This window comes from Flavimobilis marinus, from assembly GCF_900113055.1.
Taxonomy (GTDB): Bacteria; Actinomycetota; Actinomycetes; order Actinomycetales; family Cellulomonadaceae; genus Flavimobilis; species Flavimobilis marinus.
In genome coordinates this window covers 149,807-172,428 of sequence record NZ_FONZ01000004.1, presented here as the reverse complement: position 1 = coordinate 172,428, position 22,622 = coordinate 149,807, and the positions used below count along the sequence as shown (strand labels likewise).

At 73.4% G+C, this 22,622-nt stretch carries 23 protein-coding genes; 9 read left to right on the top strand and 14 right to left on the bottom strand.

Features of this window, described 5'->3' with window-relative positions; translation table 11 throughout:
- Window positions 1-14: 14 nt before the first annotated feature.
- Entirely contained in the window at window positions 15-1,097 is a 1,083-nt protein-coding gene (locus tag BMZ30_RS11770) for a type IV pilus twitching motility protein PilT (protein WP_093379040.1), read from the bottom strand.
- 191 nt (window positions 1,098-1,288) lie between these two features.
- Between BMZ30_RS11770 and BMZ30_RS14050 the strand changes: the two genes are divergently transcribed.
- Window positions 1,289-1,363, top strand: a complete 75-nt coding sequence (locus BMZ30_RS14050) for a 50S ribosomal protein bL37 (RefSeq protein WP_156968370.1) — start codon at window positions 1,289-1,291, stop codon at window positions 1,361-1,363.
- A gap of 76 nt (window positions 1,364-1,439) precedes the next feature.
- Here the strand turns inward: BMZ30_RS14050 and BMZ30_RS11765 are convergent, their stop codons facing one another.
- Both BMZ30_RS11765 and BMZ30_RS11760 read right to left on the bottom strand, forming a co-directional pair.
- On the bottom strand, window positions 1,440-1,742 hold the full coding sequence (locus BMZ30_RS11765) for a hypothetical protein (protein WP_093379037.1): 303 nt from the start codon (window positions 1,740-1,742) through the stop codon (window positions 1,440-1,442).
- Window positions 1,739-2,491: a sigma-70 family RNA polymerase sigma factor gene (locus tag BMZ30_RS11760; RefSeq protein ID WP_280513586.1), complete on the bottom strand. Its 753-nt coding sequence runs from the start codon at window positions 2,489-2,491 to the stop codon at window positions 1,739-1,741. The genes BMZ30_RS11765 and BMZ30_RS11760 overlap by 4 nt, the downstream gene beginning before the upstream one ends.
- A gap of 126 nt (window positions 2,492-2,617) precedes the next feature.
- On the opposite strand from BMZ30_RS11760, the gene BMZ30_RS11755 reads away from it, so the two are divergent.
- The 4 genes from BMZ30_RS11755 to hisN all read left to right on the top strand — a co-directional run bounded on the left by BMZ30_RS11755 (window position 2,618) and on the right by hisN (window position 6,279).
- On the top strand, window positions 2,618-3,067 hold the full coding sequence (locus BMZ30_RS11755; RefSeq protein ID WP_093379034.1) for a DoxX family membrane protein: 450 nt from the start codon (window positions 2,618-2,620) through the stop codon (window positions 3,065-3,067).
- Window positions 3,068-3,133: 66 nt separating this feature from the next.
- Window positions 3,134-4,414: a 3-phosphoshikimate 1-carboxyvinyltransferase gene (aroA, locus tag BMZ30_RS11750; protein ID WP_093379031.1), complete on the top strand. Its 1,281-nt coding sequence runs from the start codon at window positions 3,134-3,136 to the stop codon at window positions 4,412-4,414.
- 1 nt (window position 4,415) lies between these two features.
- Complete coding sequence (rsgA, locus tag BMZ30_RS11745) at window positions 4,416-5,441, top strand: ribosome small subunit-dependent GTPase A (protein WP_093379028.1); 1,026 nt, start codon at window positions 4,416-4,418, stop codon at window positions 5,439-5,441.
- Between the two features lie 58 nt (window positions 5,442-5,499).
- On the top strand, window positions 5,500-6,279 hold the full coding sequence (gene hisN, locus BMZ30_RS11740; protein WP_093379025.1) for a histidinol-phosphatase: 780 nt from the start codon (window positions 5,500-5,502) through the stop codon (window positions 6,277-6,279).
- A 16-nt stretch (window positions 6,280-6,295) separates the two neighbouring features.
- On the opposite strand, the gene BMZ30_RS11735 is transcribed toward hisN, so the two are convergent.
- From BMZ30_RS11735 to BMZ30_RS11725, 3 genes are read right to left on the bottom strand one after another with little or no spacing between them, the layout of a single operon-like run.
- Complete coding sequence (locus BMZ30_RS11735; RefSeq protein ID WP_093379022.1) at window positions 6,296-6,775, bottom strand: DUF6912 family protein; 480 nt, start codon at window positions 6,773-6,775, stop codon at window positions 6,296-6,298.
- 4 nt (window positions 6,776-6,779) lie between these two features.
- On the bottom strand, window positions 6,780-8,051 hold the full coding sequence (locus tag BMZ30_RS11730) for a CpaE/TadZ family protein (protein ID WP_229828837.1): 1,272 nt from the start codon (window positions 8,049-8,051) through the stop codon (window positions 6,780-6,782).
- Entirely contained in the window at window positions 8,048-8,689 is a 642-nt protein-coding gene (locus BMZ30_RS11725; RefSeq protein ID WP_093379019.1) for a hypothetical protein, read from the bottom strand. The genes BMZ30_RS11730 and BMZ30_RS11725 overlap by 4 nt, the downstream gene beginning before the upstream one ends.
- A gap of 138 nt (window positions 8,690-8,827) precedes the next feature.
- On the opposite strand from BMZ30_RS11725, the gene BMZ30_RS11720 reads away from it, so the two are divergent.
- The gene (locus tag BMZ30_RS11720) at window positions 8,828-9,052 is read left to right on the top strand and encodes a helix-turn-helix domain-containing protein (protein ID WP_093379016.1); all 225 of its coding nucleotides are present in this window, start codon (window positions 8,828-8,830) and stop codon (window positions 9,050-9,052) included.
- 59 nt (window positions 9,053-9,111) lie between these two features.
- Here the strand turns inward: BMZ30_RS11720 and BMZ30_RS11715 are convergent, their stop codons facing one another.
- Window positions 9,112-9,648, bottom strand: a complete 537-nt coding sequence (locus tag BMZ30_RS11715; protein WP_093379013.1) for a hypothetical protein — start codon at window positions 9,646-9,648, stop codon at window positions 9,112-9,114.
- A gap of 77 nt (window positions 9,649-9,725) precedes the next feature.
- Between BMZ30_RS11715 and BMZ30_RS11710 the strand changes: the two genes are divergently transcribed.
- On the top strand, window positions 9,726-10,616 hold the full coding sequence (locus BMZ30_RS11710; RefSeq protein ID WP_093379010.1) for a LysM peptidoglycan-binding domain-containing protein: 891 nt from the start codon (window positions 9,726-9,728) through the stop codon (window positions 10,614-10,616).
- A gap of 2 nt (window positions 10,617-10,618) precedes the next feature.
- Window positions 10,619-11,062 carry an Rv3235 family protein gene (locus tag BMZ30_RS13790; RefSeq protein WP_093379007.1) on the top strand — a complete coding sequence of 148 codons (444 nt, stop codon included), beginning with the start codon at window positions 10,619-10,621 and terminating at the stop codon, window positions 11,060-11,062.
- A 94-nt stretch (window positions 11,063-11,156) separates the two neighbouring features.
- Here BMZ30_RS13790 and secA read toward each other — a convergent pair whose 3' ends face one another.
- The 7 genes from secA to mtrA all read right to left on the bottom strand — a co-directional run bounded on the left by secA (window position 11,157) and on the right by mtrA (window position 21,305).
- Window positions 11,157-13,895 (bottom strand): preprotein translocase subunit SecA, encoded by a 2,739-nt coding sequence (gene secA, locus BMZ30_RS11700; RefSeq protein WP_093379004.1) that lies wholly within the window; start codon window positions 13,893-13,895, stop codon window positions 11,157-11,159.
- A 90-nt stretch (window positions 13,896-13,985) separates the two neighbouring features.
- Entirely contained in the window at window positions 13,986-15,257 is a 1,272-nt protein-coding gene (locus tag BMZ30_RS11695) for a winged helix-turn-helix domain-containing protein (protein ID WP_093379001.1), read from the bottom strand.
- Between the two features lie 80 nt (window positions 15,258-15,337).
- Window positions 15,338-15,952, bottom strand: a complete 615-nt coding sequence (gene hpf, locus BMZ30_RS11690) for a ribosome hibernation-promoting factor, HPF/YfiA family (protein ID WP_093378998.1) — start codon at window positions 15,950-15,952, stop codon at window positions 15,338-15,340.
- 230 nt (window positions 15,953-16,182) lie between these two features.
- On the bottom strand, window positions 16,183-16,923 hold the full coding sequence (locus tag BMZ30_RS11685) for a ComF family protein (RefSeq protein ID WP_143073200.1): 741 nt from the start codon (window positions 16,921-16,923) through the stop codon (window positions 16,183-16,185).
- A gap of 133 nt (window positions 16,924-17,056) precedes the next feature.
- A complete protein-coding gene (locus BMZ30_RS11680; protein WP_093378992.1) occupies window positions 17,057-18,883 on the bottom strand; it encodes an LpqB family beta-propeller domain-containing protein in 1,827 nt (608 codons plus the stop codon).
- A complete protein-coding gene (gene mtrB / locus BMZ30_RS11675) occupies window positions 18,880-20,625 on the bottom strand; it encodes an MtrAB system histidine kinase MtrB (RefSeq protein ID WP_229828840.1) in 1,746 nt (581 codons plus the stop codon). Before mtrB ends, BMZ30_RS11680 begins: the two co-directional genes overlap by 4 nt.
- Complete coding sequence (gene mtrA / locus BMZ30_RS11670; RefSeq protein WP_093378990.1) at window positions 20,622-21,305, bottom strand: MtrAB system response regulator MtrA; 684 nt, start codon at window positions 21,303-21,305, stop codon at window positions 20,622-20,624. The genes mtrB and mtrA overlap by 4 nt, the downstream gene beginning before the upstream one ends.
- A gap of 111 nt (window positions 21,306-21,416) precedes the next feature.
- Here mtrA and BMZ30_RS11665 point away from each other — a divergent pair, with 111 nt between their 5' ends.
- On the top strand, window positions 21,417-22,619 hold the full coding sequence (locus BMZ30_RS11665) for a DUF7847 domain-containing protein (RefSeq protein WP_093378987.1): 1,203 nt from the start codon (window positions 21,417-21,419) through the stop codon (window positions 22,617-22,619).
- Window positions 22,620-22,622 lie beyond the last annotated feature (3 nt).

Here is a 22,622-nt window from a genome sequence, read left to right as displayed (position 1 = left end):
GGGCCGCGAACGGGTCAGCCCTTGATGCCCACCCCGCGCAGCGCGAGGGCCAGGTCCTGCGGCTTGCTCGCCGCGTCCATGGCTTCCTCGTAGCCGATCACGCCTTCCTCGACGAGCGTGAGCAGGTGCTGGTCGAACGTGCGCATGCTGTAGAAACCGCCCTCGGCGATCAGGTCCGTCAGCGGCGGGTTGTCGAGCGGCGCGACGATCGCCTCGGCGGTGCGCCCGGTGTTCACCAGGACCTCGACCACGGCTCGGCGGCCGCCGTCGAGCGCGCGGACCAGGCGCTGGGACACGATGCCGCGCAGCACCTGCGAGAGCGCCGTGCGAACCTGCAGCTGCTCGTGCGGAGGGAAGAAGTCGACGATGCGGTTGACGGTCTCCTCAGCATCGAGCGTGTGCAGGGTCGAGAGCACCAGGTGACCGGTCTCCGCAGCCTGGAGCGCCGCCCGGACGGTCTCGGAGTCACGCATCTCGCCGACCAGGATCACGTCGGGGTCCTGGCGCATCGCGGCGCGCAGCGCCGTGCTGAAGTCGGCGGTGTCGTGGCGCACCTCGCGCTGGGAGACGATCGCCTTCTTGTCCTCGTGCAGGACCTCGATGGGGTCCTCGATCGTGACGATGTTGACCTCGCGGGTGTCGTTCACGAGGTCGACCATCGACGCGAGCGTCGTCGTCTTGCCCGCACCCGTCGGTCCCGTGACGAGCACCAGCCCGCGCTGCTGCGACGCGAAGTCGGCGAGCACCGGCGGCAGGCCCAGGTCGTCGAACGACTGGGTCTCCAGCTCCACCCGGCGGAAGACCAGCCCGACCGCGCCGCGCGCCTGGTAGGCGTTGACGCGGAAGCGCCCGACGCCCGCGAGGGAGAACGCGAAGTCGGCCTCGTGCGTCCGCTCGAACTCCGCCGCCAGGTCGTCCGGGAGCACCTCGCTGAGGATGTGGTCCGTGTCGAGCGGCTCGAGCACCGGGACCTGCAGCTTGCGCAGCCGCCCGTCCACGCGCACGCGGGGCGCAGAGCCGACCTTGCAGTGCAGGTCGGACGCCTTCGCCTTGACGACGGCGTGCAGGAGCGGGATCACGGACTGGGGTTTGGTCACGCCTGATGATCGGCTCGCCGACCCCCGACCTTGAGGGATCGGTGCCGGTTTCGCGCAGCAGGCCCCCGGTGTGGGACCATACGAGATGCGTGGGCTGTGCTCGCGCCAGGTCGGGACGGTCCAGCACCGCGACGGCCGGGTGCGCACCTCCTGCTCGCGCCACCCCGAGCCCCGATCGACAGGAGTCGCACATGAGCAAGCGCGGACGCAAGCGTCGCAGCCGTAAGGGAAGCGCCGCCAACCACGGCAAGCGCCCCAACGCCTGAGGCCAACGAGACAAGGGCCCCGTCGCACGCGACGGGGCCCTTCGTCGTCTCCGTCCCGGCGAGGTCGGGGCGTCGCTCAGCTCTCGGTGCGCCAGACCTTGATCTGCGTCGTGATCCGCACCCGGAGCGTCTCGGGCGCGCGCTCGGAGCACGAGCGCCGCATGATCAGCCGGATCATGTCGTCCACGCTCATCGCCGCCAGCACCGTCGAGTGCTCCGAGACGTTGTCGCGCAGGTCGTCCGCGTCCGCCGCCGTCTGCTCGGAGGACAGAAAGCTCTCGATGTGGCCGATGACCTGCTCGCAGTCCTCCTTGCCGAGCCGGACCGACTCAGGGTCGGGCTGCTCGACCGGCGGTGTCGTGCGCTCCTCGTCCCTCATGACCCCTCCTTGGCACCGGCGGGGAGCAGGCCCCGCTCCTGGGCGTACTCGCTCAGGAGCGTGCGCAGCTGCGCACGGCCGCGGTGCAGGCGTGACATCACGGTGCCGATCGGCGTGCCCATGATCTCGGCGATCTCCTTGTACGGGAACCCCTCGACGTCCGCGAGGTAGACGGCGATGCGGCGGTCTTCCGGGAGCGCCGCGAGCGCGTCCTTGACGTCGGAGTCGGGAAGGGCGTCCAGCGCCTCGACCTCCGCCGAGCGCAGCCCCGTCGAGGTGTGCGACGCGGCGCGCGCGATCTGCCAGTCCTCGATGTCCTCGGTGGCGGACTTCTGCGGCTCCCGCTGCTTCTTGCGGTACGTGTTGATGAAGGTGTTCGTGAGGATGCGGTACAGCCAGGCCTTGAGGTTCGTGTCCGGGCGGTACTGGTGGAACGCCGCGAACGCCTTGGTGAAGGTCTCCTGGACCAGGTCCTCGGCGTCGGTCGGGTTGCGCGTCATCCGGAGCGCGGCGGCGTACAGCGGGTCGAGGTACCCGAGGGCATCACGCTCGAACCGGTCCCGGCGCTCGGCGTCCGACTCGGCTGAGGGTGCTCGCGTGGTCTCGTCGCTCATCACGAACGAGCCTAGTCCCGCCACGCTCCGGTCCGCAGCGCGGCGCTGCGCGGCCGACGCGGCGGCAGCGGCGACGGCGGGTGCCGTGAGCGCGCTGGCGTCGGGGGGGCAGGTGGGTTCGGTGGCACAGGTCACGCTGGTGGCAACGTCGTCGCCCCCCACGGCATTCCCACCTCTTCCGAGTGCCCGCCCCGCGCCCGGGCGCTACCGTGTGGCGAGAGGACCGCGCCGCGGTCGAGGCTGCTGGAGTGAGGAGACACGATGCTCGTTCGACGTCTGGCCCGGGTCATGATCGCCGCCCCGCTCGTGCGTGACGGCATCGAGGCCGTCCGCCAGCCCGAGAGCCACGAGGACGCTGCTCGCCGCGGTGTCGACCTGGTCGACTCCTCCGTCGGGCTCCCCCGCCCGCTGTCGGACTCCGAGCTCACGGTCGTCGTCCGCGTGCACGGCGCAGCGACGGCCCTGGCCGGGATCGCCCTGATCCTGGGCAAGGCTCCGCGTCGTGCGGCCCTCGTGCTCGCCGCCCTCACGCTCCCGACGGCGCTCGCCCAGCAGCCCTTCTCCGGCGACGGCGGAGACGACAAGCGGTTCTGGTCGCTCGTCGGCTCGGTCGGCGCGGCGCTCACCGTCGCACTGGACCGCCAGGGCCGCCCCAGCCTCGGGTGGCGCGTCTCGCACGCCCGGTCCCAGCGCAGCGCAGCCCACTCCTGACCACCGACCTTTCCCGGTCGGTGGGCGCCACGGCCGACCACCGCGGCCGTCACCTAGCCTGGTGTCATGACTGACTCGGCCCCCTGGCCCGCCCCCACGTCCGCTGCGCCTCTTGCCGCGACGGTCGAGGTACCTGGCTCCAAGTCGCTCACCAACCGGTTCCTGGTGCTCGCCGCCCTCGCCGAGGCACCCGGCACCCTGCGGGGGGCCCTCCGGGGCCGCGACACCGACCTCATGGCGGACGCTCTGCGCGCGCTCGGCACCACGATTACCGAGGGCGACCGCCCGAGCACCTGGGAGGTCGTACCCGGGGTGTTCCGCGGACCCGCGCGCGTCGAGTGCGGCCTGGCCGGCACCGTCATGCGGTTCGTGCCCGCGGTCGCCGCCCTGGCCGACGGCCCGGTGCACTTCGACGGCGACCCGGGCGCGCGGTTGCGCCCGATGGCCCCCGTCCTGGAGGCGCTGCGCGCCCTGGGCGTCCGCGTCTCCGACGGCGCCTCGCTGCCCTTCACCGTGACCGGCCACGGGAGCGTGCGGGGCGGCACCGTGGACGTCGACGCGAGCGCGTCGAGCCAGTTCGTCTCCGGCCTGCTGCTGGCAGCAGCACGGTTCGACCAGGGCCTGACCCTGCGCCACGTCGGCCCGAGCCTGCCGAGCCTGCCGCACATCGAGATGACCGTCGAGGTGCTCCGCGCGGCCGGCGTCGTCGTCGACGACTCCCGCCCCGGCATCTGGCGCGTCGAGCACGGGCCCGTCCGGGCCCGGGACGTGCGCGTCGAGCCCGACCTCTCCAACGCAGCACCCTTCCTGGGCGCAGCCCTCGTCGGTGGCGGGACCGTCCGCGTGCCGGGCTGGCCCGAGCAGACCACGCAGCCTGGCCGGCTCGTCCCCGGCCTGCTCGAGCGCATGGGCGCGAGCGTGTCGGTCGCCGGCGACGTCCTGAGCGTGACCGGGTCGGGCGAGATCCACGGCATCGACGTCGACCTCCACGCGGCCGGCGAGCTCACCCCGACCATCGCCGCGCTCGCGGCCCTGGCCGACTCCCCCAGCCGCCTGCGCGGCATCGCGCACCTGCGGGGCCACGAGACGGACCGGCTGCACGCGCTCGCCACCGAGATCACCCGGCTCGGCGGACGGTGCGAGCAGACGTCGGACGGCCTGGTGATCACCCCGCGGCCCCTGCACGCAGGCACGTGGGAGACGTACCACGACCACCGCATGGCCACCGCAGGCGCCCTGATCGGGCTGCGCGTGCCCGGCGTCGCGGTCGTGGACGTCGCCACCACTGCGAAGACGCTGCCGGGCTTCACCGGCATGTGGGACGCCATGCTCGGCGGGCAGCGCTGAGGTGACCCGCATCCGCGACGAGTTCGACGTCCGCTCGCGCCCGAGCAAGAAGGGCACCCGGCCGCGGACCAAGACGCGGCCCGAGCACGCCGACGCCGTCACCGGGTTCGTCACCGGCGTGGACCGCGGGCGGTACACGCTCCTGGTCGACGAGGACCTGCCCACCGAGCGCCGGGTGATCGCGATGAAGGCCCGCGAGCTCACCCGTCAGCGTGTCGTGTGCGGTGACCGCGTCGACATCGTCGGGGACGCGACGGGCGAGCCCGGCTCCCTGGCGCGGATCGTCCGTATCCAGGAGCGCCGGTCGGTCCTGCGCCGCACCGCCGACGACACCGACCCCTACGAGCGCATCATCGTCGCCGGCGCCGACCAGCTCGTCATCGTCACCGCCCTGGCCGACCCCGAGCCCCGCACCCGGATGATCGACCGATGCGTGGTCGCGGCGTACGACGCCGGGCTCGACGTCCTGCTGTGCCTCACCAAGGCGGACCTCGCCTCGCCCGACGAGCTGATCGATCTCTACCGGCCGCTCGGGGTGGAGATCGTCGTCACCCAGCAGGAGCCCGACGGCGGGCTGCGCACGGACGAGGTGCTCGCGCTGCTGTCCGGTCGGGTGTCGGTGCTGGTGGGGCACTCCGGCGTCGGGAAGTCGACGCTCGTCAACGCCCTGGTCCCGGACGCCCTGCGTGCGGTCGGCGTGGTGAACGATGTCACGGGCCGTGGCCGGCACACCTCGACGTCGGCCGTCGCGCTGCGCCTGCCCGGCCGCGCCGGGTGGGTGATCGACACCCCGGGCGTCCGCTCGTTCGGGCTCGCGCACGTCGAGGTCTCCGATGTCGTGGCCGCGTTCGACGATCTCGCGGAGGTCGCGCTCGAGTGCCCGCGCGGCTGCGTGCACACCGAGGCCGCGCCCGACTGCGCCCTCGACGCGTGGGTGGCCCACGCGCCCGAGGACGACAAGGACGCTCGCGCGGCACGCCTGGAGTCGCTGCGCCGGCTCATCACGGCGCGCACGGCCGTCGGCTAGGCCGACGCTCCGCCGCGGCGTCCCCGACGCGTCCCTGCGAGGCCAGTACGTTGGGGCCATGACCGCATTCGACGACGACCTCCGCCTGGCCCACGCGATCGCCGACCAGGTCGACTCCGTCACCATGGACCGGTTCCGGGCGCTCGACCTCCACGTCGAGACCAAGCCCGACCACACCCCGGTGACCGACGCGGACCGCGCGGCCGAGGCCACCATCCGCCAGCACCTGGGGCGTGCCCGCGGACGCGACGCCTTCCTGGGCGAGGAGTCCGGCAGCCACGGCCACGGCCCCCGGCAGTGGGTCGTGGACCCGATCGACGGCACCAAGAACTTCGTGCGCGGCGTGCCCGTCTGGGCGACCCTCATCGCCCTCCTGCACGAGGGCGTGCCGGTCGTCGGCCTGGTGAGCGCGCCCGCGCTCGGGCGTCGCTGGTGGGCGTCCCAGGGCACCGGCGCATGGTCGGGCCGCTCCCTGTCGCAGGCGAACCGTCTCCAGGTCTCGGGCGTCACGGACCTCGCCGACGCGTCGCTGTCCTACTCGAGCCTGAGCGGCTGGCAGGACCGGGACCGGCTCGACCCGTTCCTCGACCTCACGCGCGACGTGTGGCGCACGCGCGCCTACGGCGACTTCTGGTCGTACATGCTCGTCGCCGAGGGCGCCGTGGACATCGCCGCCGAGCCCGAGCTCGCGCTGCACGACATGGCTGCCCTCGTACCGATCGTCACGGAGGCCGGCGGGCGCTTCACGTCGCTCGCCGGCGTGGACGGGCCGCACGGCGGGGACGCCGTGGCGTCCAACGGCCACCTGCACGACGAGGTGCTCCGACGCCTCGGCTGACCGCGGCGCACGCCGGTCAGGCGATCGGCACGTCCGCGACCTCGAGCGCGTCGTACCAGAGCAGGTCCCGCTCGACCAGGCGCTCGAGCGCCGCGTCGTCGCCCGCCAGCGCGCCCGTGACGTCGGCGACCGCGTCGGGCTCGTCCACGTGCAGGCAGTGCACCGACGCGGGTCCGGCGGCGAGCTGCACCGCTGACGGCGCGAGGACGGCCTCGGACGCAGCGACCTCCACGACGGCGTCGTCGGGCACCTCGAGGGTGAGGACCAGGCGCTGACGCGGTACGGCGTCGTCCTCGGCGAGCAACGACAGGCTGTCGTCACCCGCTGCGAGGTGCGCCGAGTACTCGAGACCCTCGTCGTCCTCGTCAGGAAGGGCGGCCCGCAGCGCCGCGGTGACGGCGTGCGCGCGCCGGCTCTCCAGGGCGACCACGACGCCCGCCGCCGACGTCTCGATGCGGGGCAGGTCCGCCGGCGTGGCGGGCAGGTAGATGCGCATGGTCCTAGTGAACCACCCGAGACGTCGCGTCCGAGCCCGTCCCATGGGTCGCGAGCACCCGTACCTGGCCGGCGAGGTCCGCGAGCGCCCGACGCACACTCGTGTGCGGCGCGACCTCGGCGAGGGTGCGCCCGGCGAACAGCGCCTGGTCCACGACCGCGTCTTCGGGCAGCAGCACCGGGTCGGTGAGGCCGGCGTGCCGCGCCAACGCCTGCTGCACCTCGTCGGCCGCCCGGCCGCGCGTCCCCCGCAACCGGTTGACGACGACGATGCGCCGGCCCCTCGTCCCGACGGCGTCCAGGTCCCCCAGCGCACGGACGAGCCGCGTGAGGCTCACCGGGTCCGCCCCGCCGACCACCACCACGACGTCCGCCGCGCGCAGGGTTGCCAGCGTCGCGCCGTTGCGCTGCGGTGCCCGGGTGTCGTAGGTGAGCGCCTCGTCCTCCTCGATCGAGGCGGCGCAGTCGACGACGACGAGATCGACGATGTCCCGCGCCGCGGCCCAGACGGCATCGAGCGCCGCGGGCGTGAGCTCGGGCCACCGCGACGGGCGGCCGATCCCGCTCAGCACGCGCAGGTGGTTGTCGAGCAGCGGTGCGAGCTCGGCCAGCGCCAGGCCGTCCAGCCGCCCGAGCCCCGCGGCCCGGGCGGCGAGCGCGATGCCCGAGGAGTCGTCGAGCAGCGCGAGGTGCTGCGCGAGGCTCGACGTGGTCGTGTCCGCGTCGACCAGCAGGACGTCCGGGGGCGCGGGGGCGCCGGGCAGCGGGCTGCGCGCGGCCAGCTCCGTCGCGAGGTTGACCGCGACCGTCGTGCGTCCCGGGGCGCCGTGCGGCCCCCAGACTGCCACGATCCGCCCCGCACGCCCGGGGCGGGCGGGGACGCTCGAGGGGGCCAGCGGCTCGTCCGGCACCGCCGCTCCACCCTCGCGGAGCGCGCGGACGAGCTCGTCCGCCGCCACGTCGTGCGAACGCACAGCGTCGACACCGAGCGCCAGCATCCGGTCTCGCTGCCACTCGGAACCGACCTCGACCAGCGCGAGCAGGCGGATGCCTGCGTCGTGCAGGACCGCGACCGCGTCGCGCGTCAGGCCCGGATGGTCCGCCGACACGACCGCGGCAGCACCGAGCCCCGCACCCGTGACCGCGACCAGCTCCTCGACGTCGGCACAGCGGCGCACGACTCGCGCGCCCGTGCCGGGGGCCGAGAGCGCTGTGACGAGGCGCGACTCGTCCGGTCCCCGGACCGCCAGGAGAAGGTCCAGGTCTGGGTCGCTCACGAGCCGAGCCCGGGGACGGGCACCACGCTCGTGACGCCGTCGGCCGCCAGGGCGGCGAGGACGTCGGGCAGCACCGGCTGCGGGACGAGGACGTGCACCGCCCGCGAGGCCCCCGGCGCGAGCCCTCCGGCCGAGTCCGACACCTCGCTCACGACGAGCGCCTCGGCGAGCAGCCGTGGGTCCCCCAGACCGCTCTGCACCGCCGGGACGAACCACAGGTCGACGAGAGCGCCAGGGACGACGTCGCTCGAGAGGCTCGCACCGGTCGGGACCGCCACCGGCCGCGCCCCGAGCTCGCCGCCCTCGCCGAGCGCCGAGACGGGGACGAGCTCCCCCGCGCCGACCGCCCGGACGACGACGGCATCGGGAGGCAGCGGCGCGGTCTCGAGCAGGTAAGCGCCATCGTGCCCGGGGAGCGCCGCCTGGACCAGGGTCAGGTCGCTCGCGGCGAGGGCCTCGCCGGGCGTGATCGCGCGAGTGGTCGCGTACACGCCCACGGTGCTGCGCCCCGCCTGGACCGCCCAGGTGCCGAGCGCCACGGAGCACGCGACCAGCACCACGCCGACCACGAGCCGAGGATCGCGCCACCCGGGCCTTCGCAGGCGCGGGGCAGGCGTCATGGGCAGCGGGGCATCCATCGGGTGTCCTCTCCTCGGGCGGCGGGGCGCGGCGCGCCCGACCGCCATCATCCTTCCCAAAACAGGTCACGTCGCCAAGAACCGCCCCACATGTGGACAACCGTGCCCGACCCGAGGCCCGTGGCAGGATTGGGTCCTATGAGCCCGCGTTTCATCACCCTCGCCGACGTCGCGGAGGAGCTGAGCATCAAGGCGGACCAGGCCTACGCACTGGTCCGCTCGGGCGAGCTTCCCGCCATCCAGGTCGGTGGCCGCGGCCAGTGGCGCGTCGAGGTGGCCGAGCTCGAGCGCTACATCGAGCGCAAGTACGCGGAGGCCGCGGCCGCGCGCCAAGAGAAGTCCGCGCGCCAGCGCCAGCCGTAGCCCGCGCCGGGGCGTCGGCCTGGCGCGGACCCGGGCCGCCCCGGCGTCGGCCCCCGCTCTCAGAACGTCGCTGCTGACACCGAGAGCACCGCGGCGAACCGGACGGAGCTCGAGCCGGCGGGCGCGCGGGCGTCGCCCACCCCCGCCGCCTCCACGTCCAGGTGGTCGCGTCCGACGCGCGCGATGCGGCCGCTGAACGCACCACCGCGCGTCCGGACGACGACCACCGCGCGGTCCCGCGCGAGACCGCGCAGCACATGACCCAGGCCGAGCCGGGCTGCGACGCCGCTGTCCTGGCGCGCACGGGCTGGCAGCCCGTCGACCGCGTCGACGGCGGCGCCCGGCACGACCACCTCGCGTCCCGCCACGTCGAGCAGCAGCCACTCGTCCGCGACCTCGGCGAGCACCCCTGCCAGGCGCGTGCCGTCCTGGAGCGCGAGCGCCACCACCGAGCCGCGTGCCCCCCGCAGGCGGTCGGCCTGCATGATCGCCGCCATCTCGGCACGCTGCAGGTCGGCGGTGCGCGCGGCGCCGTCGAGCCGCTCCTCGGCCTCCGCCTGCGCCTCCAGGTCCGCGAACAGTCGCTGCCACCTCATGGACCACACCTTAGGGGCGTGGTCCACAGCCTGGCACGCCACTAGACACGCCGGGCCAGGTCTAGTTTGATCAAGACATGTCAAATCGCATCAAACGGCATCAACGGCCGCTGCCGCCGGGCACTGGCCCGCAGGCACCAGCCGAGGGCAGCGATCACGACGCACCAGGCGGTGCGAGCCGCGCAGACCTGCACACCCCGCGCGGACCTGGGCCGGCTCGCTGGTTCGGCACCGGACTGCTCGGCTCCGCCGGCGCAGCGGTCGCCGCCGCGGCAGCCCCGCTCCTGGCGGGCAACGCGCTCGCCCTCTGGCACGCCCCCGGCGTGCGGACGGTGGACGAGGTGCTCGGCGCCGCGGTGCTCGCCGCCGGCGGCGCGGGGGCCGTCTGGCTCGCCGTGTGGGCAGCCGTCGCCGCCGGCGCGCTGCTCATGGCCGGGATACGCGGCACCGCCGCACCGGTGCACCGCCTCGTGGCGCGGCGCGGCACGCCGCGAGTCGTCCGGCGTGCCCTCACGGGCGCTCTCGGGCTCAGCCTGCTGGCCGGCGGGGTACCGGCCATGGCCGCGAACGACGGCGGGCCCGCCGACCTCGGCTGGGATGCCGCAGCCGCCCGCACCGTCGCGACGACGGAGGACCCGTCGGGGCGTGACGCGGGAGCCGAGGCACGAGCTCGGGGGGCGCGGGCGCCAGCCCCAGTCGCGCATGCCGTCGACCTGGTCGCCTCCGGCAGCTCAGGACGCGACCCGGAGGTCGCTCCGGCACCGAGCCCGCACGTCGTCACGCGCGGCGAGTCGCTGTGGAGCATCGCTGCGACGCACCTCGGCCCCGACGCCACGGCCAGCGACGTCGCCGCAGCCTGGCCCCGGTGGTACGAGGCGAACCTGTCTGCGGTCGGCGACGATCCCGACCACATCACTCCCGGGCTGGTGCTCGAACCGCCCGCCGCCCAGCCCACCACCGGAGGATGAGCATGTCCGAGCCCGCAGTCGCCCTGCCCGCTGTCGCCCTGCCCGCCGGGCTCGCCCGGCACGAGTCCGTACGCTACGCCGAGGTCATCCCGCTGCGCCGGCCGGGCGCCGCGACGCCGCCGTCCGACCCTGCTGCCCTGTGCTGCGCGATCGTGCAGGCTGCGGTCGAGGCGCTGCGCGGTGTCCGGCCGGTCGCCCAGCTGGCCCGCTGGCTGACGCCCGACGTGTTCGAACCCTTCGTCCGGCGGTGCGAGATCGCCCTCGGGACCGACGCGGTCCGGTCGACCCGCCCCGCACGCATCCGCCGCGCACGCGTCACCCGCGTGCACGACCGCGCCGTCGAGGCGACCGTCGTCGTCGCCGACGTCGACCGCGTGCGCGCCGCCGCCCTCCGGCTCGAGCACCGACGAGGGAGCTGGCGGGTCGTCGCACTCGAGCTCGGGTGACACCGGGGCTCCGGAACGACCGACGGCGGGCCCCGAAGGACCCGCCGTCGTCGTGCCTGGCCGGCGCGCTGAAACGACAGCGCGCGCCCCGGCGCTACTTGCGCTTCTTCTTGGCGGCCTTGCGGCGCTCCTCGCGGTTCGTCGCCGCCGTCACGGCACCGTCCTCCGCGCGGACCTCGGCCGAACCGTCACCCGTCTCGCTCGGCGCGCTGTACTGCAGCGGCACCGCGCGGTCGGGACCGTCGAGCCCCTTCGCCTGGAGCGTGGGCGCAGCGTCGACAGCATCGAGCGCGTCGGCGTCCAGCTCGTCCCCGCCGTCGTCCGTGCCCGAGGTCGAGACGGTCACCTCGAGGTTGAACAGATAGCCGACGGACTCCTCCTTGATCGACTCGGTCATCGCCTGGAAGAGCTGGAAGCCCTCGCGCTGGTACTCGATCAGCGGGTCGCGCTGAGCCATCGCGCGCAGGCCGATGCCCTCCTTGAGGTAGTCCATCTCATACAGGTGCTCGCGCCACTTGCGGTCCAGGACCGACAGCACGACGCGACGCTCGAGCTGGCGCATGTTCTCGGCGCCGAGCTGCTCCTCGCGAGCCTGGTACGCGACCCGCGCGTCACCGAGGACCTCCTCGAGCAGCATCGCGCGCGTGAGGGTCTGCACGCCCCCTGCCTCCTCGGCGACCTCCTCCGGCGTGATCGAGATCGGGAAGACGCCCTTGAGCGCAGCCCACAGCGTCTCGAGGTCCCACTCGTCGCCCGCGCCGACGGCCGTCGCGCTCGTGACGTAACCGGTGAGCACGTCAGTCACGAAGTGCTGGATCTGGTCCGCAAGGTCCTCGCCCTCGAGCACCCGGCGGCGCTCGTCGTAGATGACCTCGCGCTGCCGCGACAGGACGTCGTCGTACTTCAGGACGTTCTTGCGGATCTCGAGGTTGCGGCTCTCGACCTGCCCCTGCGCGCTCGCGATGCCGCGCGAGACGATCTTGGACTCGAGCGGCATGTCGTCGGGGAAGCCCGCGCGGTTCATCATGGACTCGGCGAGCCCCGAGTTGAACAGGCGCATGAGGTCGTCCTGCATGGACAGGTAGAACCGCGACTCGCCCGGGTCTCCCTGCCGGCCGGACCGGCCGCGCAGCTGGTTGTCGATGCGCCGCGACTCGTGACGCTCGGTGCCCAGGACGTACAGGCCGCCGAGCTCGACGACCTCCTCGTGCTCGGCAGCGACCGCGGCCGTGGCGTTCTCCAGCGCCGCGGGCCACGCGGCCTCGTACTCCTCCGGCGACTCGGCGGGCTCGAGGCCCTGGTCCGCGAGGGCGGAGACCGCGAGGAACTCGGCGTTGCCGCCGAGCATGATGTCGGTGCCACGGCCAGCCATGTTGGTCGCGACCGTCACGGCACCCTTGCGCCCGGCGAGCGCGACCACGCGCGCCTCGCGCTCGTGCTGCTTGGCGTTGAGCACCTCGTGCGGCACGCCCTGCTTCTTCAGCTTCTGGGACAGGAGCTCGGACTTCTCCACGCTCGTCGTCCCGACCAGGACCGGCTGCCCCGCAGCGTGCCGCTCGACGATATCCTTGACGACGGCGTCGAACTTCGCGTCCTCGTTCTTGTAGACGAGGTCCGGCTGGTCGATGCGCTGCATCTCCCGGTTGGTCGGGATGGGCACGACACCCAGCTTGTACGTGCTCTGGAACTCCGCGGCCTCGGTGTCGGCCGTGCCGGTCATGCCCGAGAGCTTCGAGTACAGCCGGAAGTAGTTCTGCAGCGTGATCGTGGCGAGCGTCTGGTTCTCCGCCTTGATCGCCACGCCCTCCTTCGCCTCGATCGCCTGGTGCATGCCCTCGTTGTACCGACGCCCCGCGAGGATGCGGCCGGTGTGCTCGTCGACGATCAGCACCTCGCCCTTGAGGACCACGTAGTCCTTGTCCCGCTTGAAGAGCTCCTTCGCCTTGATGGCGTTGTTCAGGAAACCGATCAGCGGGGTGTTCAACGACTCGTACAGGTTGTCGATGCCGAGGTAGTCCTCGACCTTCTCGATCCCGGGCTCGAGCACGCCGATGGTGCGCTTCTTCTCGTCGACCTCGTAGTCGACGCCGGCGTCGAGACGCCGCACGACCTTCGCGAACTCGCCGTACCACTTGTTGGTGTCGCCCGACGAGGGACCCGAGATGATCAGCGGCGTGCGCGCCTCGTCGATGAGGATCGAGTCGACCTCGTCCACGACCGCGAAGTTGTGCCCGCGCTGCACCAGGTCGTCGGTCGACCACGCCATGTTGTCGCGCAGGTAGTCGAACCCGAACTCGTTGTTCGTGCCGTAGGTGATGTCCGCGGCGTACTGCTCACGGCGCTCCGCGGGCGTCATCGCCGACAGGATGCAGCCCGTGGTCAGACCGAGGAAGCGGAACACACGACCCATCAGGTCGCTCTGGTACTGGGCCAGGTAGTCGTTGACCGTGACGACGTGCACGCCCTTGCCCTCGAGGGCGTTGAGGTACGCCGGGAGCGTGGCGACGAGCGTCTTGCCCTCACCGGTCTTCATCTCCGCGATGTTCCCCAGGTGCAGCGCGGCACCGCCCATGAGCTGGACGTCGAAGTGCCGCTGCCCCAGGGTGCGGCGTGCGGCCTCACGGACGGCGGCGAAGGCCTCAGGGAGGAGGTCGTCGAGCGTCTCGCCGGCGGCGAGCCGGGCCCGGAAGCGGTCGGTCTCCTCGCGCAGCTCCTCGTCGCTGAACTCCTGGAAGCTGTCCTCCAGGGCATTGACCTGCTTCGCAATTCCGGACAGCTTCTTGAGGATGCGTCCCTCGCCGAAGCGGAGGACTCTATCGAGGATCGCAGGCACGCACTACTCCCGAATCGTGGTGATTCCGAGGAACCGAAGGGCACCGGACGCCAGCCGTCCGGAGGACATACGAAGTCATCGTATGGCAGATCACCTCGGCGACGACACGGCGTGCGCCCCGAGCCGGCTCAGGAGGTCCCCTCGCCCGTCGTCGGCGACCTCGACCTCGCCTAGACCGAGCCAGCCCGCCATGCGCGCCAGCTCCGCGCGGGCGCTCTCGACGACGGGTCCCAGCGCGGCCGTGGTCGGTGCGTCCGCGGACGAAGGCTCCGAGAACGCGTTCAGCACGCGCAACGCTCCCCGCGTTCGGTCGGCCTTCAGGTCGAGGCGAGCCACCAGCCGATCCCCGACGAGCAGCGGCAGGACGTAGTAGCCGTGGAGCCGGCGCGCCGCGGGGGTGTAGATCTCGATGCGGTAGTGGAAGCCGAAGAGCTCGGCCAGGCGTCGCCGCTCGAACACGAGCGGGTCGAACGGGCTCAGGAGCGTCACCGCACGGGCCGCGCGCGGAAGCACCGCGTCCCGGTGCAGGAAGGTGGGCCGCGACCAGCCGGCGACCTGCACCGGACGCACCTCACCCGCGTCGACCAGCTCGCGCATCGCCTGGGTGACGGCGGGACCCCGAAGCCGGAAGTAGTCCGCGAAGCACCGCGCGGTGCCCACCCCGTGTGCCCGTGCGCCGATCGCGAGCAGCGCACGCACCGCCGAGGCGTCGTCGACGGCGGGAGCGTCCCGTACCGCGGGCGGCAGCACCCGCTCGGTGAGGTCGTAGCAGCGCTCGAAGGCCGCGTTGCGCCGCGCCGCGCTGATCTCACCGGTGAAGAACAGGAACTCGAGCGCGAGCTTCGCCGCCGTCCAGTTCCATCCCCACGCGTCGCGAGGGCCCCGAGGGTGCGCCAGGATCTCGTGCATCTGGCTCGCGGTCGTCTCGCCGCGCTCAGTGATCACGCGACGGACCTCGGCGACGACCCCCGGGTGCGTGGCCTCGGCGCTCGCGATCCGTCCCCACGCCTGCGTGCGGTAGCGCCGCCGGCGCCACTCGAGCAGCGGGTAGGTGGACGGCGGCACGAACGAGGCCTCGTGCGCCCAGGCCTCGACCAGCCGGCGCGGCGGGCTCCCGGCTGCCCGGTCCAGCAGGGACGTCGCGTACGGCCCGACCCGCGAGTACACGGGCATGAGGTGGGCACGCGCCAGCACGTTCACCGAGTCGATCTGCAGCAGCCCCGTGGTCGCGACGACGCGCTCGAAGGTGCGCAGGGTCGGCGCCGTGCCCGACCCGTCCGGGGACGGTCGGTGCAGGCCCTGCGCCGCAAGGGCGACCCGGCGCGCCTCGGCCAGTGACAGCGTGTCGGTGCGCAGGCTCATGCGCCCATCCCACCACCTGGCCCTGACACGCCCGTGGGCGCCCCGGTCGGAGCGCCCACGGGTCGACGGTGCGGACGCGGTCAGGTGCCGTTGGCGTCGAGCTCGATCACGCCATAGCTCCAGCCGCGACGGCGGTAGACGACGGACGGACGAGACGTCTCGGCGTTGATGAAGAGGAAGAAGTCGTGGCCGACCATCTCCATCTCGTACAGCGCGTCGTCGATCGACATGGGGGTGGCCGCGTGGACCTTCTGCCGGATCACGACGGGCGAGTCGCCCAGCGTGGTCTCGGAGACCTCCCCGGGCGCGAGCGGGCCGGTGGGCTCCGCAGGCTCCTCGGCGGGCGCCTCGTACGGGCGCACGTCGACCGGGGGGATCGGGATGTTGTTGCGGTGGTCCTTGCGGCGGTCGCGTGCCCGGCGAAGACGCTCGAGGAGCTTCGTGGTCGCCAGGTCCAGGGCCGCGAAGCTGTCGTCGGCCGAGGCCTCGGCACGGATCACGGGGCCCTTGTCCCGCACGGTCAGCTCGACGCGCTCCCGCACGTCGGACATGCGCGGGTTCGGCTCGTGCGCGACCTCGACGTCGATCCGCTGCGCCGTCGGCGCGAGCTGGGGGACCTTGGCGAGCTTGTCTTCGACATGGCGTCGGAACCTCTCGGGAACGTCCGTGTTCCGTCCGACAATGGCAATCTCCATCTTGAGCCTCCACAAGGGGGTCGGGGCGACGATCGCCGCCCGGTGCTGTCTGGGGGTGGGGCCCGCGCGGGGCCTCGGAGACCTACCACCTCCCTCTCGGACGACCGGTCGTCGAGGGCTTGCTCGTGCTGGTCCGACAGGACCTGCCCTCGACGCCGATGTCTTGGCTCGTCGTCACACTATCCCCCTTCTGGTCCCGGAGGGCAGCCCGAACGTCCCTGGCGCGGCGCTCAAGGCGCACCGGGCGCCGGTGTCGCGGCGAGCACGAGCCCACCGAGCACCAGCGCTCCGGCGCGCTCGAGCGCAGCCTGAGCCGCGGCGAGCGTCGCCCCGGTCGTCACGACGTCGTCGACGAGCAGCACCGGACCCGCCGCGGCCTGCCGCACCTGCACGGCACCGGCTCGGTTGACCGCGCGCGCCCGCGAGGCGAGCCCGACCTGGTCGCGCACGCGGCCGCCCTGGCGCAGGAGGGGCGCGAGGACCGGCTCGAGCCCGCGCCGTCCGAGCCCGCCCGTCACCGCACCCGCGAGCGTGCGCACCAGGTCGCTACCCCGGGCGCGCACGGTCGCGGCCGACGACGGGACCGGCACGACGAGCACGGGTCCGCCGACGCCCAGGGCGTGGGCGAGCGCCGACCCGACTGCTCGCCCCGCTCGGTGCGCGACGCCCTCGAGGAACGGGCTGAGATCCGCCCGGCCGCGGTCCTTCCAGCCGACGACGACGTCGCGCACCGGCCCGTCGTACGCCGCACACGCCCACACGGGCAGGATCCGTCCGTCCATCCGGTCCAGGCGCGGGGCGTCGTGCTCGACGCGGCGCGGCGCGGCGAACTCCCGGCGGCACGCGGGGCACAGGGCGACGTCGGGCTCGTCGCACCCCGCGCAGCGCACCGGGACCACGAGCCGACCCAGCTCCGCCAACCCCGCGCGCAGCGGTCCGGGCGGACGTGCAGTCGCATGTGCTCCGATCACGGCGCCAGCCTTCCCGCCGGCCACCGACCGGGCTCGCCCCGGGCCGCGCTGGGGACGCGGAGGCGCTCGTCGCCGCCCTGGGGAGGGCGGTACGGGCCCAGCCCGGCCCGCACGACCCGCCCGCCCCGGCCCGTCAGCCCGGGAAGGCGAAGAGGTCCACGTCGGTGGAGATCAACGACCAGTTCGTGCCGGTCGCGCTCCGGGTGAAGAGCTCTCCGGCACCGGTGACGACGTAGATCGAGCGGCTCCCTCGGCCCGCGGCGATCGACGCGACGCCCTCGACCGCCGCTACGCCCTCGGACTGCCCGCCGACGCTGACGGTGTGCACCGCGAGGGCGGTGTCCTGCGCGGCGCTGCCCAGCACGGCGAGCGTCGACTCGTCCACCCACGCCAGGTCCGTCGCCGAGACCAGGCGCGCGCCCACGGCGATCGGTTCGGTCAGCTGCCGCGGGGCACCGGTCTCGTCACGCACGACCCCGGCGACGTCGATCTGGACGCCCTCCGCGTTCCGAGAGATGAGCGCGACGCGGGCGCCGTCGCGCGAGACCCGGACCGCGGCCAGCTCCTGCTCCGCGAGCCAGTCGGCGGCGAGCGCAATCTCCGTCCCGTCGTAGCGCGCGAGCCGCAGCCCGGCGTCGGCGGACCCGGACCACACCCATCCGTCCGCGTCCACGGAGGGTGCCAGGACGTCGCGCCCCTGCAGGAACGGGACCGGTCCGGTGCCGTTCGTGGGCAGCAGCGCCAACGCCTGGGTGCCCAGCCGGACGGTCACGCTCGCGTCGACGGGCGAGACCGCGAGCGCCGTCGGCTCCTCGGTCAACGGGGCGAGGCCCGTCACCGGGGTGATCTCGCGGCCGTCGACGGTCACGACCGAGCCCTCCCGGACCGCTCGGGGCAGTCCCACGGGACCGGGGTCGCGCACGGGGTTCACCGGCGTCGCAACGCTCAGCGGGTTCCCGGACACCCGGACCTCCACCGCGCTGACGCCCGGGACCCGCAGCAGGGTGGCCTCGACCTGGGCCTCGAGGAGCGCTCGCTGCTCGTCGGACGCGCTGAGCGCCCCGGCCGTGAGGTCGACGACCGCGGAGCCGCTGGTGTCCACCGACACGGCGCCGACGGTCAGGGTCGTCCCGACGGGGACGCCCGTCACGACGGCGTCCCGCAGCCACGGCGACGGCCCCTCGAGCAGCGCCTGGGTCGCGTAGGTCGCGGTGTTGCGCCGCGGGAACCACCGCAGGTCCGGGACGAGGTACGCGCGGTCGGGCGTCACGAAGTACAGCGGCGTGGGGCGGTAGACGGAGGCGAAGTTGGGCTGCGAGACGACGACGCCGTCCGGCACGACGGAGATGCGCCACTGCCCCGCACCGTCCGTGACGAGCGAGTACGTGACGTCCCGGGTCGCGCCCGCCGCCGCCTCCGTGTAGCGGCCGCCGTCGTCGATCGTCGCGCTCACCTGCACGGTGCTGACGAGCGTGACGGTGCCGTCCGCGCCCTCGTCGGGGGGCGGTGTCGCGGTGGCTGAGGACTCGGCCGTGCCATCCTCGCCGGACGTGGCGTCGCCCGATCCGGCGTCGTCGTCGGCCGGCACGTCCGACGGGTCGGTCGCGGGGTCCTCCGGGTCCACCGGGTCAGCGCCGGGCGTCAGCGGGAGGTCCCCGGCGTACACGACCGTCTGGGTGGTCGGGTCCCAGGTCTGACGCGCCGGCTCGGCCAAGAACAGGCGCGCCGTCTCGAAGCCCTCGCTCACGCCCGCGGCCTGCGCGGACAGGAAGCCGCGGACCACCTGCTCGGGCGTCGCGTCCTCCCCGGGGCCGTACACCTGGAGGAAGAGCTCGCTCGACTCCTGCACCTCGACGTCGCCGACGGTCACCGGCCCGCGCACGGGGATGGAGGCACAGCCCCCGAGGACCAGGACGGCGGCCAGCGCGGTGCAGGCGCCGCGACGCGGGAGCACGGTCATCGGGTTCCCTCCTGCGGACGGTCGTGGGCGACGAGGATCGAGTGGGACTCGTCGTCCATGGTCGGGACCGCGGCGGGACCGTGATCGGCGACCCGGACGACGGGGATCGATCCGGTGCTCACCGCAGGGCCAGAGTACGTGCGCTCCGGCTCGAGCGGGAGGGGCGAGCTCTCGAGCACGATCCCCGCTCGGCGCGGCACCGTGAGGCGGAAGCAGGCACCCGTGCCGGGGCTCCCCCAGGCCTCGAGCCAACCCCCGTGCAGGTGCGCGTCCTCGAGCGAGATCGCGAGGCCGAGCCCCGTGCCGCCGGACGTCCGCGCGCGCGCCGGGTCGGCGCGCCAGAACCGGTCGAACACGTGGGCCGTGGCCTCGCGCGACATCCCGACCCCGTAGTCGCGGACCGTCACGGCCACCGAGTGCGCGCTCGCCCCGACGGTGATCTCCACCGGTCCGTCCTCGGCGTGCTCGACGGCGTTGACCAGCAGGTTGCGCAGGATCCGCTCCACCCGGCGCGGGTCGAGGTCGGCGACCGCGGGCTCCTCGGGGTACGACGCCGTGATCCACACGCCCTTGGTCTGCGCAAGCACCATCGCCTGGTCCAGCGCCCGGTCCGCGACGTCCCGCATGTCACGCCGCTCCGCCTCGAGCGTCGCGGCTCCGGCGTCGAAGCGGGAGATCTCGAGCAGGTCCGCCAGCAGGTCCTCGAACCGGTCGAGCTGGAGCGCCAGCAGCTCCGCCGAGCGCCGGATCGCTGGCTCGAACTCGTCGCTCGAGGCGTGGATCACCTCCGCCGCCATGCGGATGGTGGTCAGCGGGGTCCGCAGCTCGTGCGAGACGTCCGACACGAAGCGCCGCTGCAGGGTGGACAGGCTCTCCATCTGCTCGATCTGGTCCTGGAGGCTCGCGGCCATCTCGTTGAACGACGCCGCGAGGGTCGCCATCTCGTCCTGGCCGCGCACGACCATGCGCTCGTCGAGGTGGCCGTCCGCGAGCCGCGCGGCGACCACGGCGGCCTGGCGCACGGGGTGCACGGCCTGCCGGGTCACGAGCCAGGTGATCGCGAGGATCAGACCGACGAGCGTGAACGCCCCCCCGAGCAGGATCCGCTGGATGAACGCGAGCGTGCGCTGCTCCTGCTCGAGCGTGTAGAGGTAGTAGAGCTCGAACGGACCGGCCAGAGGCACCTCGACGAGCGATCCGACGACGATGCCCGGGACGACCGTGCCGTCCGCCTGGTCGACGCTGACGGACTGCCACAGCTGGTCCCGGGCGGCGACGGTCCGGGCGCGCATCTCCGGCGTGATCACCTCGGCGAGCGACGGTGCGGTGTTCAGGTCGATCACCGCGACGGGCGACGTGGAGTCCTCGGGCCGCCACAGGAACGCCTCGCGCTGCGCAGCGCCACCGGTGCTGAGCTTGGGCAGCATGTCGTTGAGCAGCTGCTGGACCTGGGTGGCCGTGCTCGCGGTCGCGGCGTCGAAGTTGCCCTGCGCCTCGGAGGTCGACCGTGCGCTCTCCAGGAGGATCTGGTCGAGACGCTCGCGGAACAGCCCGTCGCGGATCGAGGTGGTGAGGTAGCCGCCGAGCGCGATCATCGTGATCGTGCCCACGACCAGGGTCGTCGTGATGACCTGGGCCTGCATCGACGACCGCCACCGTCGCGCCAGGCGTGCCACGAGCACCTGCGTGCGGCGCGGGAACCTGCGCAGGCGGTCGAGCGTGCGTCGAGCGCGTGCGTTCACGAGGCGCTGGCGCCAGCCTTGTACCCGACACCGCGGACGGTGACGACGATCTCCGGTCGCTCGGGGTCGTGCTCGATCTTCGAACGCAGCCGCTGCACGTGGACGTTCACCAGGCGCGTGTCGGCGGCGTGCCGGTAGCCCCAGACCTTCTCGAGCAGCACCTCGCGGCTGAACACCTGCCACGGCTTGCGCGCGAGCGCGACGAGCAGGTCGAACTCGAGGGGCGTGAGGAGGATCGGCTGACCGTCGCGGGTGACGCGGTGGCCGGTGACGTCGATCTCGAGGTCGCCGATCGCGAGCCGCTCCGGTGCGGGGTCTGTCGTGCGGCGCAGGCGTGCACGGATGCGCGCCACGAGCTCCTTGGGCTTGAACGGCTTGGAGATGTAGTCGTCCGCACCCGACTCGAGGCCGACGACGACGTCGACCGTGTCGGACTTGGCCGTGAGCATGATGATCGGCACCCCGGACTCCCCGCGGATCTGGCGGCACACCTCGTTGCCGTCCTTGCCCGGGAGCATGAGGTCGAGCAGCACGAGGTCGGGCTTGTGCTCGCGGAACGCACCGAGCGCCCCGTCCCCGTCCGCGCAGAACGACGGCTCGAAGCCCTCTCCGCGCAGCACGATCCCGATCATCTCGGCCAGGGCCATGTCGTCGTCGACGACGAGCACACGTTCCTTCATGCCTGAAGTCTGCCACCTGGGCGGAGCGGCCGGGCCAGGGCGAGCCCATCCGTGGCACGATGTCGCCTGACGCGTCACGCCGGCGAGCGCCGGCCCCCGGGGGAGGAACTGATGAGCACGCCGGAGAACGAGGGCTGGGGCCCGACCACACCCGCGCCCCGCTACGGGCACTACGCGCCGGTCCCGCCCCCCGACGGCACGGTTCCGCCACCCGGCGCTCCGCAGCCACCGGCCGGCCAGCCCGCGTACGGCCAGCCGACATACGGCCAGGGCTACGGCGGCACCCAGTACGGCCAGCCGCAGTACGGCGGCGCTCAGTACGGCCAACCGCAGTACGGCGCGCCGCAGGGCGCGCCCTCGCCGTGGGGTGGCCCCGGGGCGGGACTACCGACCAAGCCAGGAATCATCCCGCTGCGGCCGCTGCGCCTGGGCGAGTTCCTCGACGGCGCTTTCGGCGCGCTGCGCGCGAATCCACGCGTCATGCTCGGCCTCACGGCCGTCATCACCTCGATCGCCGCCGTGCTCGCCGTCGTCATCTCGGGTGCCCTGCCCATGACCGACTGGCTCCTGGGGACCGAGGCGGAGGAGGTCCTGCTGGCCACCGGCTCGGCGACGGTCGACCTCGGCCCCACCGTCGGCGCGCTCCTGCTGTCGGTGGCGCTCCCTGCCGTGAGCGGTCTGCTCATCTTCGCCGTCAGCCGCGCCGTGCTCGGCGAGAAGGTGAGCGTCCGCGAGGTCTGGGATCAGGTCAAGAACCAACTGCTCCGGCTGATCGCTCTCGCCGTGCTCGTGTCGGCGGGCGTCACCGCGCTCATCGTGCTCGTCGTCGCCGCTGCCGTCGGTCTCGCGATCGCGTTGGGCACCAGTCTCGCCGACGTCCTGGGGGCGATCATCGTCGCCTCGGGCGTGGGCATCGTCGTGGTCGTCTGGTTCAGCGTCCGCACCTTGCTGATCGCCCCGGTCCTCGTGCTCGAGCGCCTGACCCTCGGCAAGGCCATCGTCCGCGGGTGGCGGCTCACCCGTGGCGCCTTCTGGCGGATCCTCGGCGTCTACGTCGTCATGCAGATCATCGTCCAGATCGTCGCGTCGATCCTCGTGACCCCGTTCGCGTTCATCGGCGGCATCGTCGGGGTCGCGATGGAGACCCAGGTGCTCGCCAGCGTCCTGGTCATGGTGGGCTTCGTGATCTCCTACACGATCACCGCGGCGTTCTCCGGGAGCGTCCTCGCCCTGATCTACATCGACGTCCGGATGCGGCGCGAAGGGCTCGACGTCGAGCTCGCGGCTGCGGCAGCCCGGCCGTCGGCGGGCTAGCCG

Bases quoted from the DNA above. Each gene is read 5' to 3' on its own strand.
- BMZ30_RS11765 (WP_093379037.1), bottom strand. From the start codon at position 1,742: ATGAGGGACGAGGAGCGCACGACACCGCCGGTCGAGCAGCCCGACCCT.
- BMZ30_RS11755 (WP_093379034.1), top strand. From the start codon at position 2,618: ATGCTCGTTCGACGTCTGGCCCGGGTCATGATCGCCGCCCCGCTCGTG.
- aroA (WP_093379031.1), top strand. From the start codon at position 3,134: ATGACTGACTCGGCCCCCTGGCCCGCCCCCACGTCCGCTGCGCCTCTT.
- hisN (WP_093379025.1), top strand. From the start codon at position 5,500: ATGACCGCATTCGACGACGACCTCCGCCTGGCCCACGCGATCGCCGAC.
- BMZ30_RS11735 (WP_093379022.1), bottom strand. From the start codon at position 6,775: ATGCGCATCTACCTGCCCGCCACGCCGGCGGACCTGCCCCGCATCGAG.
- BMZ30_RS11725 (WP_093379019.1), bottom strand. From the start codon at position 8,689: ATGGATGCCCCGCTGCCCATGACGCCTGCCCCGCGCCTGCGAAGGCCC.
- BMZ30_RS11720 (WP_093379016.1), top strand. From the start codon at position 8,828: ATGAGCCCGCGTTTCATCACCCTCGCCGACGTCGCGGAGGAGCTGAGC.
- BMZ30_RS11715 (WP_093379013.1), bottom strand. From the start codon at position 9,648: ATGAGGTGGCAGCGACTGTTCGCGGACCTGGAGGCGCAGGCGGAGGCC.
- BMZ30_RS11710 (WP_093379010.1), top strand. From the start codon at position 9,726: ATGTCAAATCGCATCAAACGGCATCAACGGCCGCTGCCGCCGGGCACT.
- BMZ30_RS13790 (WP_093379007.1), top strand. From the start codon at position 10,619: ATGTCCGAGCCCGCAGTCGCCCTGCCCGCTGTCGCCCTGCCCGCCGGG.
- BMZ30_RS11695 (WP_093379001.1), bottom strand. From the start codon at position 15,257: ATGAGCCTGCGCACCGACACGCTGTCACTGGCCGAGGCGCGCCGGGTC.
- hpf (WP_093378998.1), bottom strand. From the start codon at position 15,952: ATGGAGATTGCCATTGTCGGACGGAACACGGACGTTCCCGAGAGGTTC.
- BMZ30_RS11680 (WP_093378992.1), bottom strand. From the start codon at position 18,883: ATGACCGTGCTCCCGCGTCGCGGCGCCTGCACCGCGCTGGCCGCCGTC.
- mtrA (WP_093378990.1), bottom strand. From the start codon at position 21,305: ATGAAGGAACGTGTGCTCGTCGTCGACGACGACATGGCCCTGGCCGAG.
- BMZ30_RS11665 (WP_093378987.1), top strand. From the start codon at position 21,417: ATGAGCACGCCGGAGAACGAGGGCTGGGGCCCGACCACACCCGCGCCC.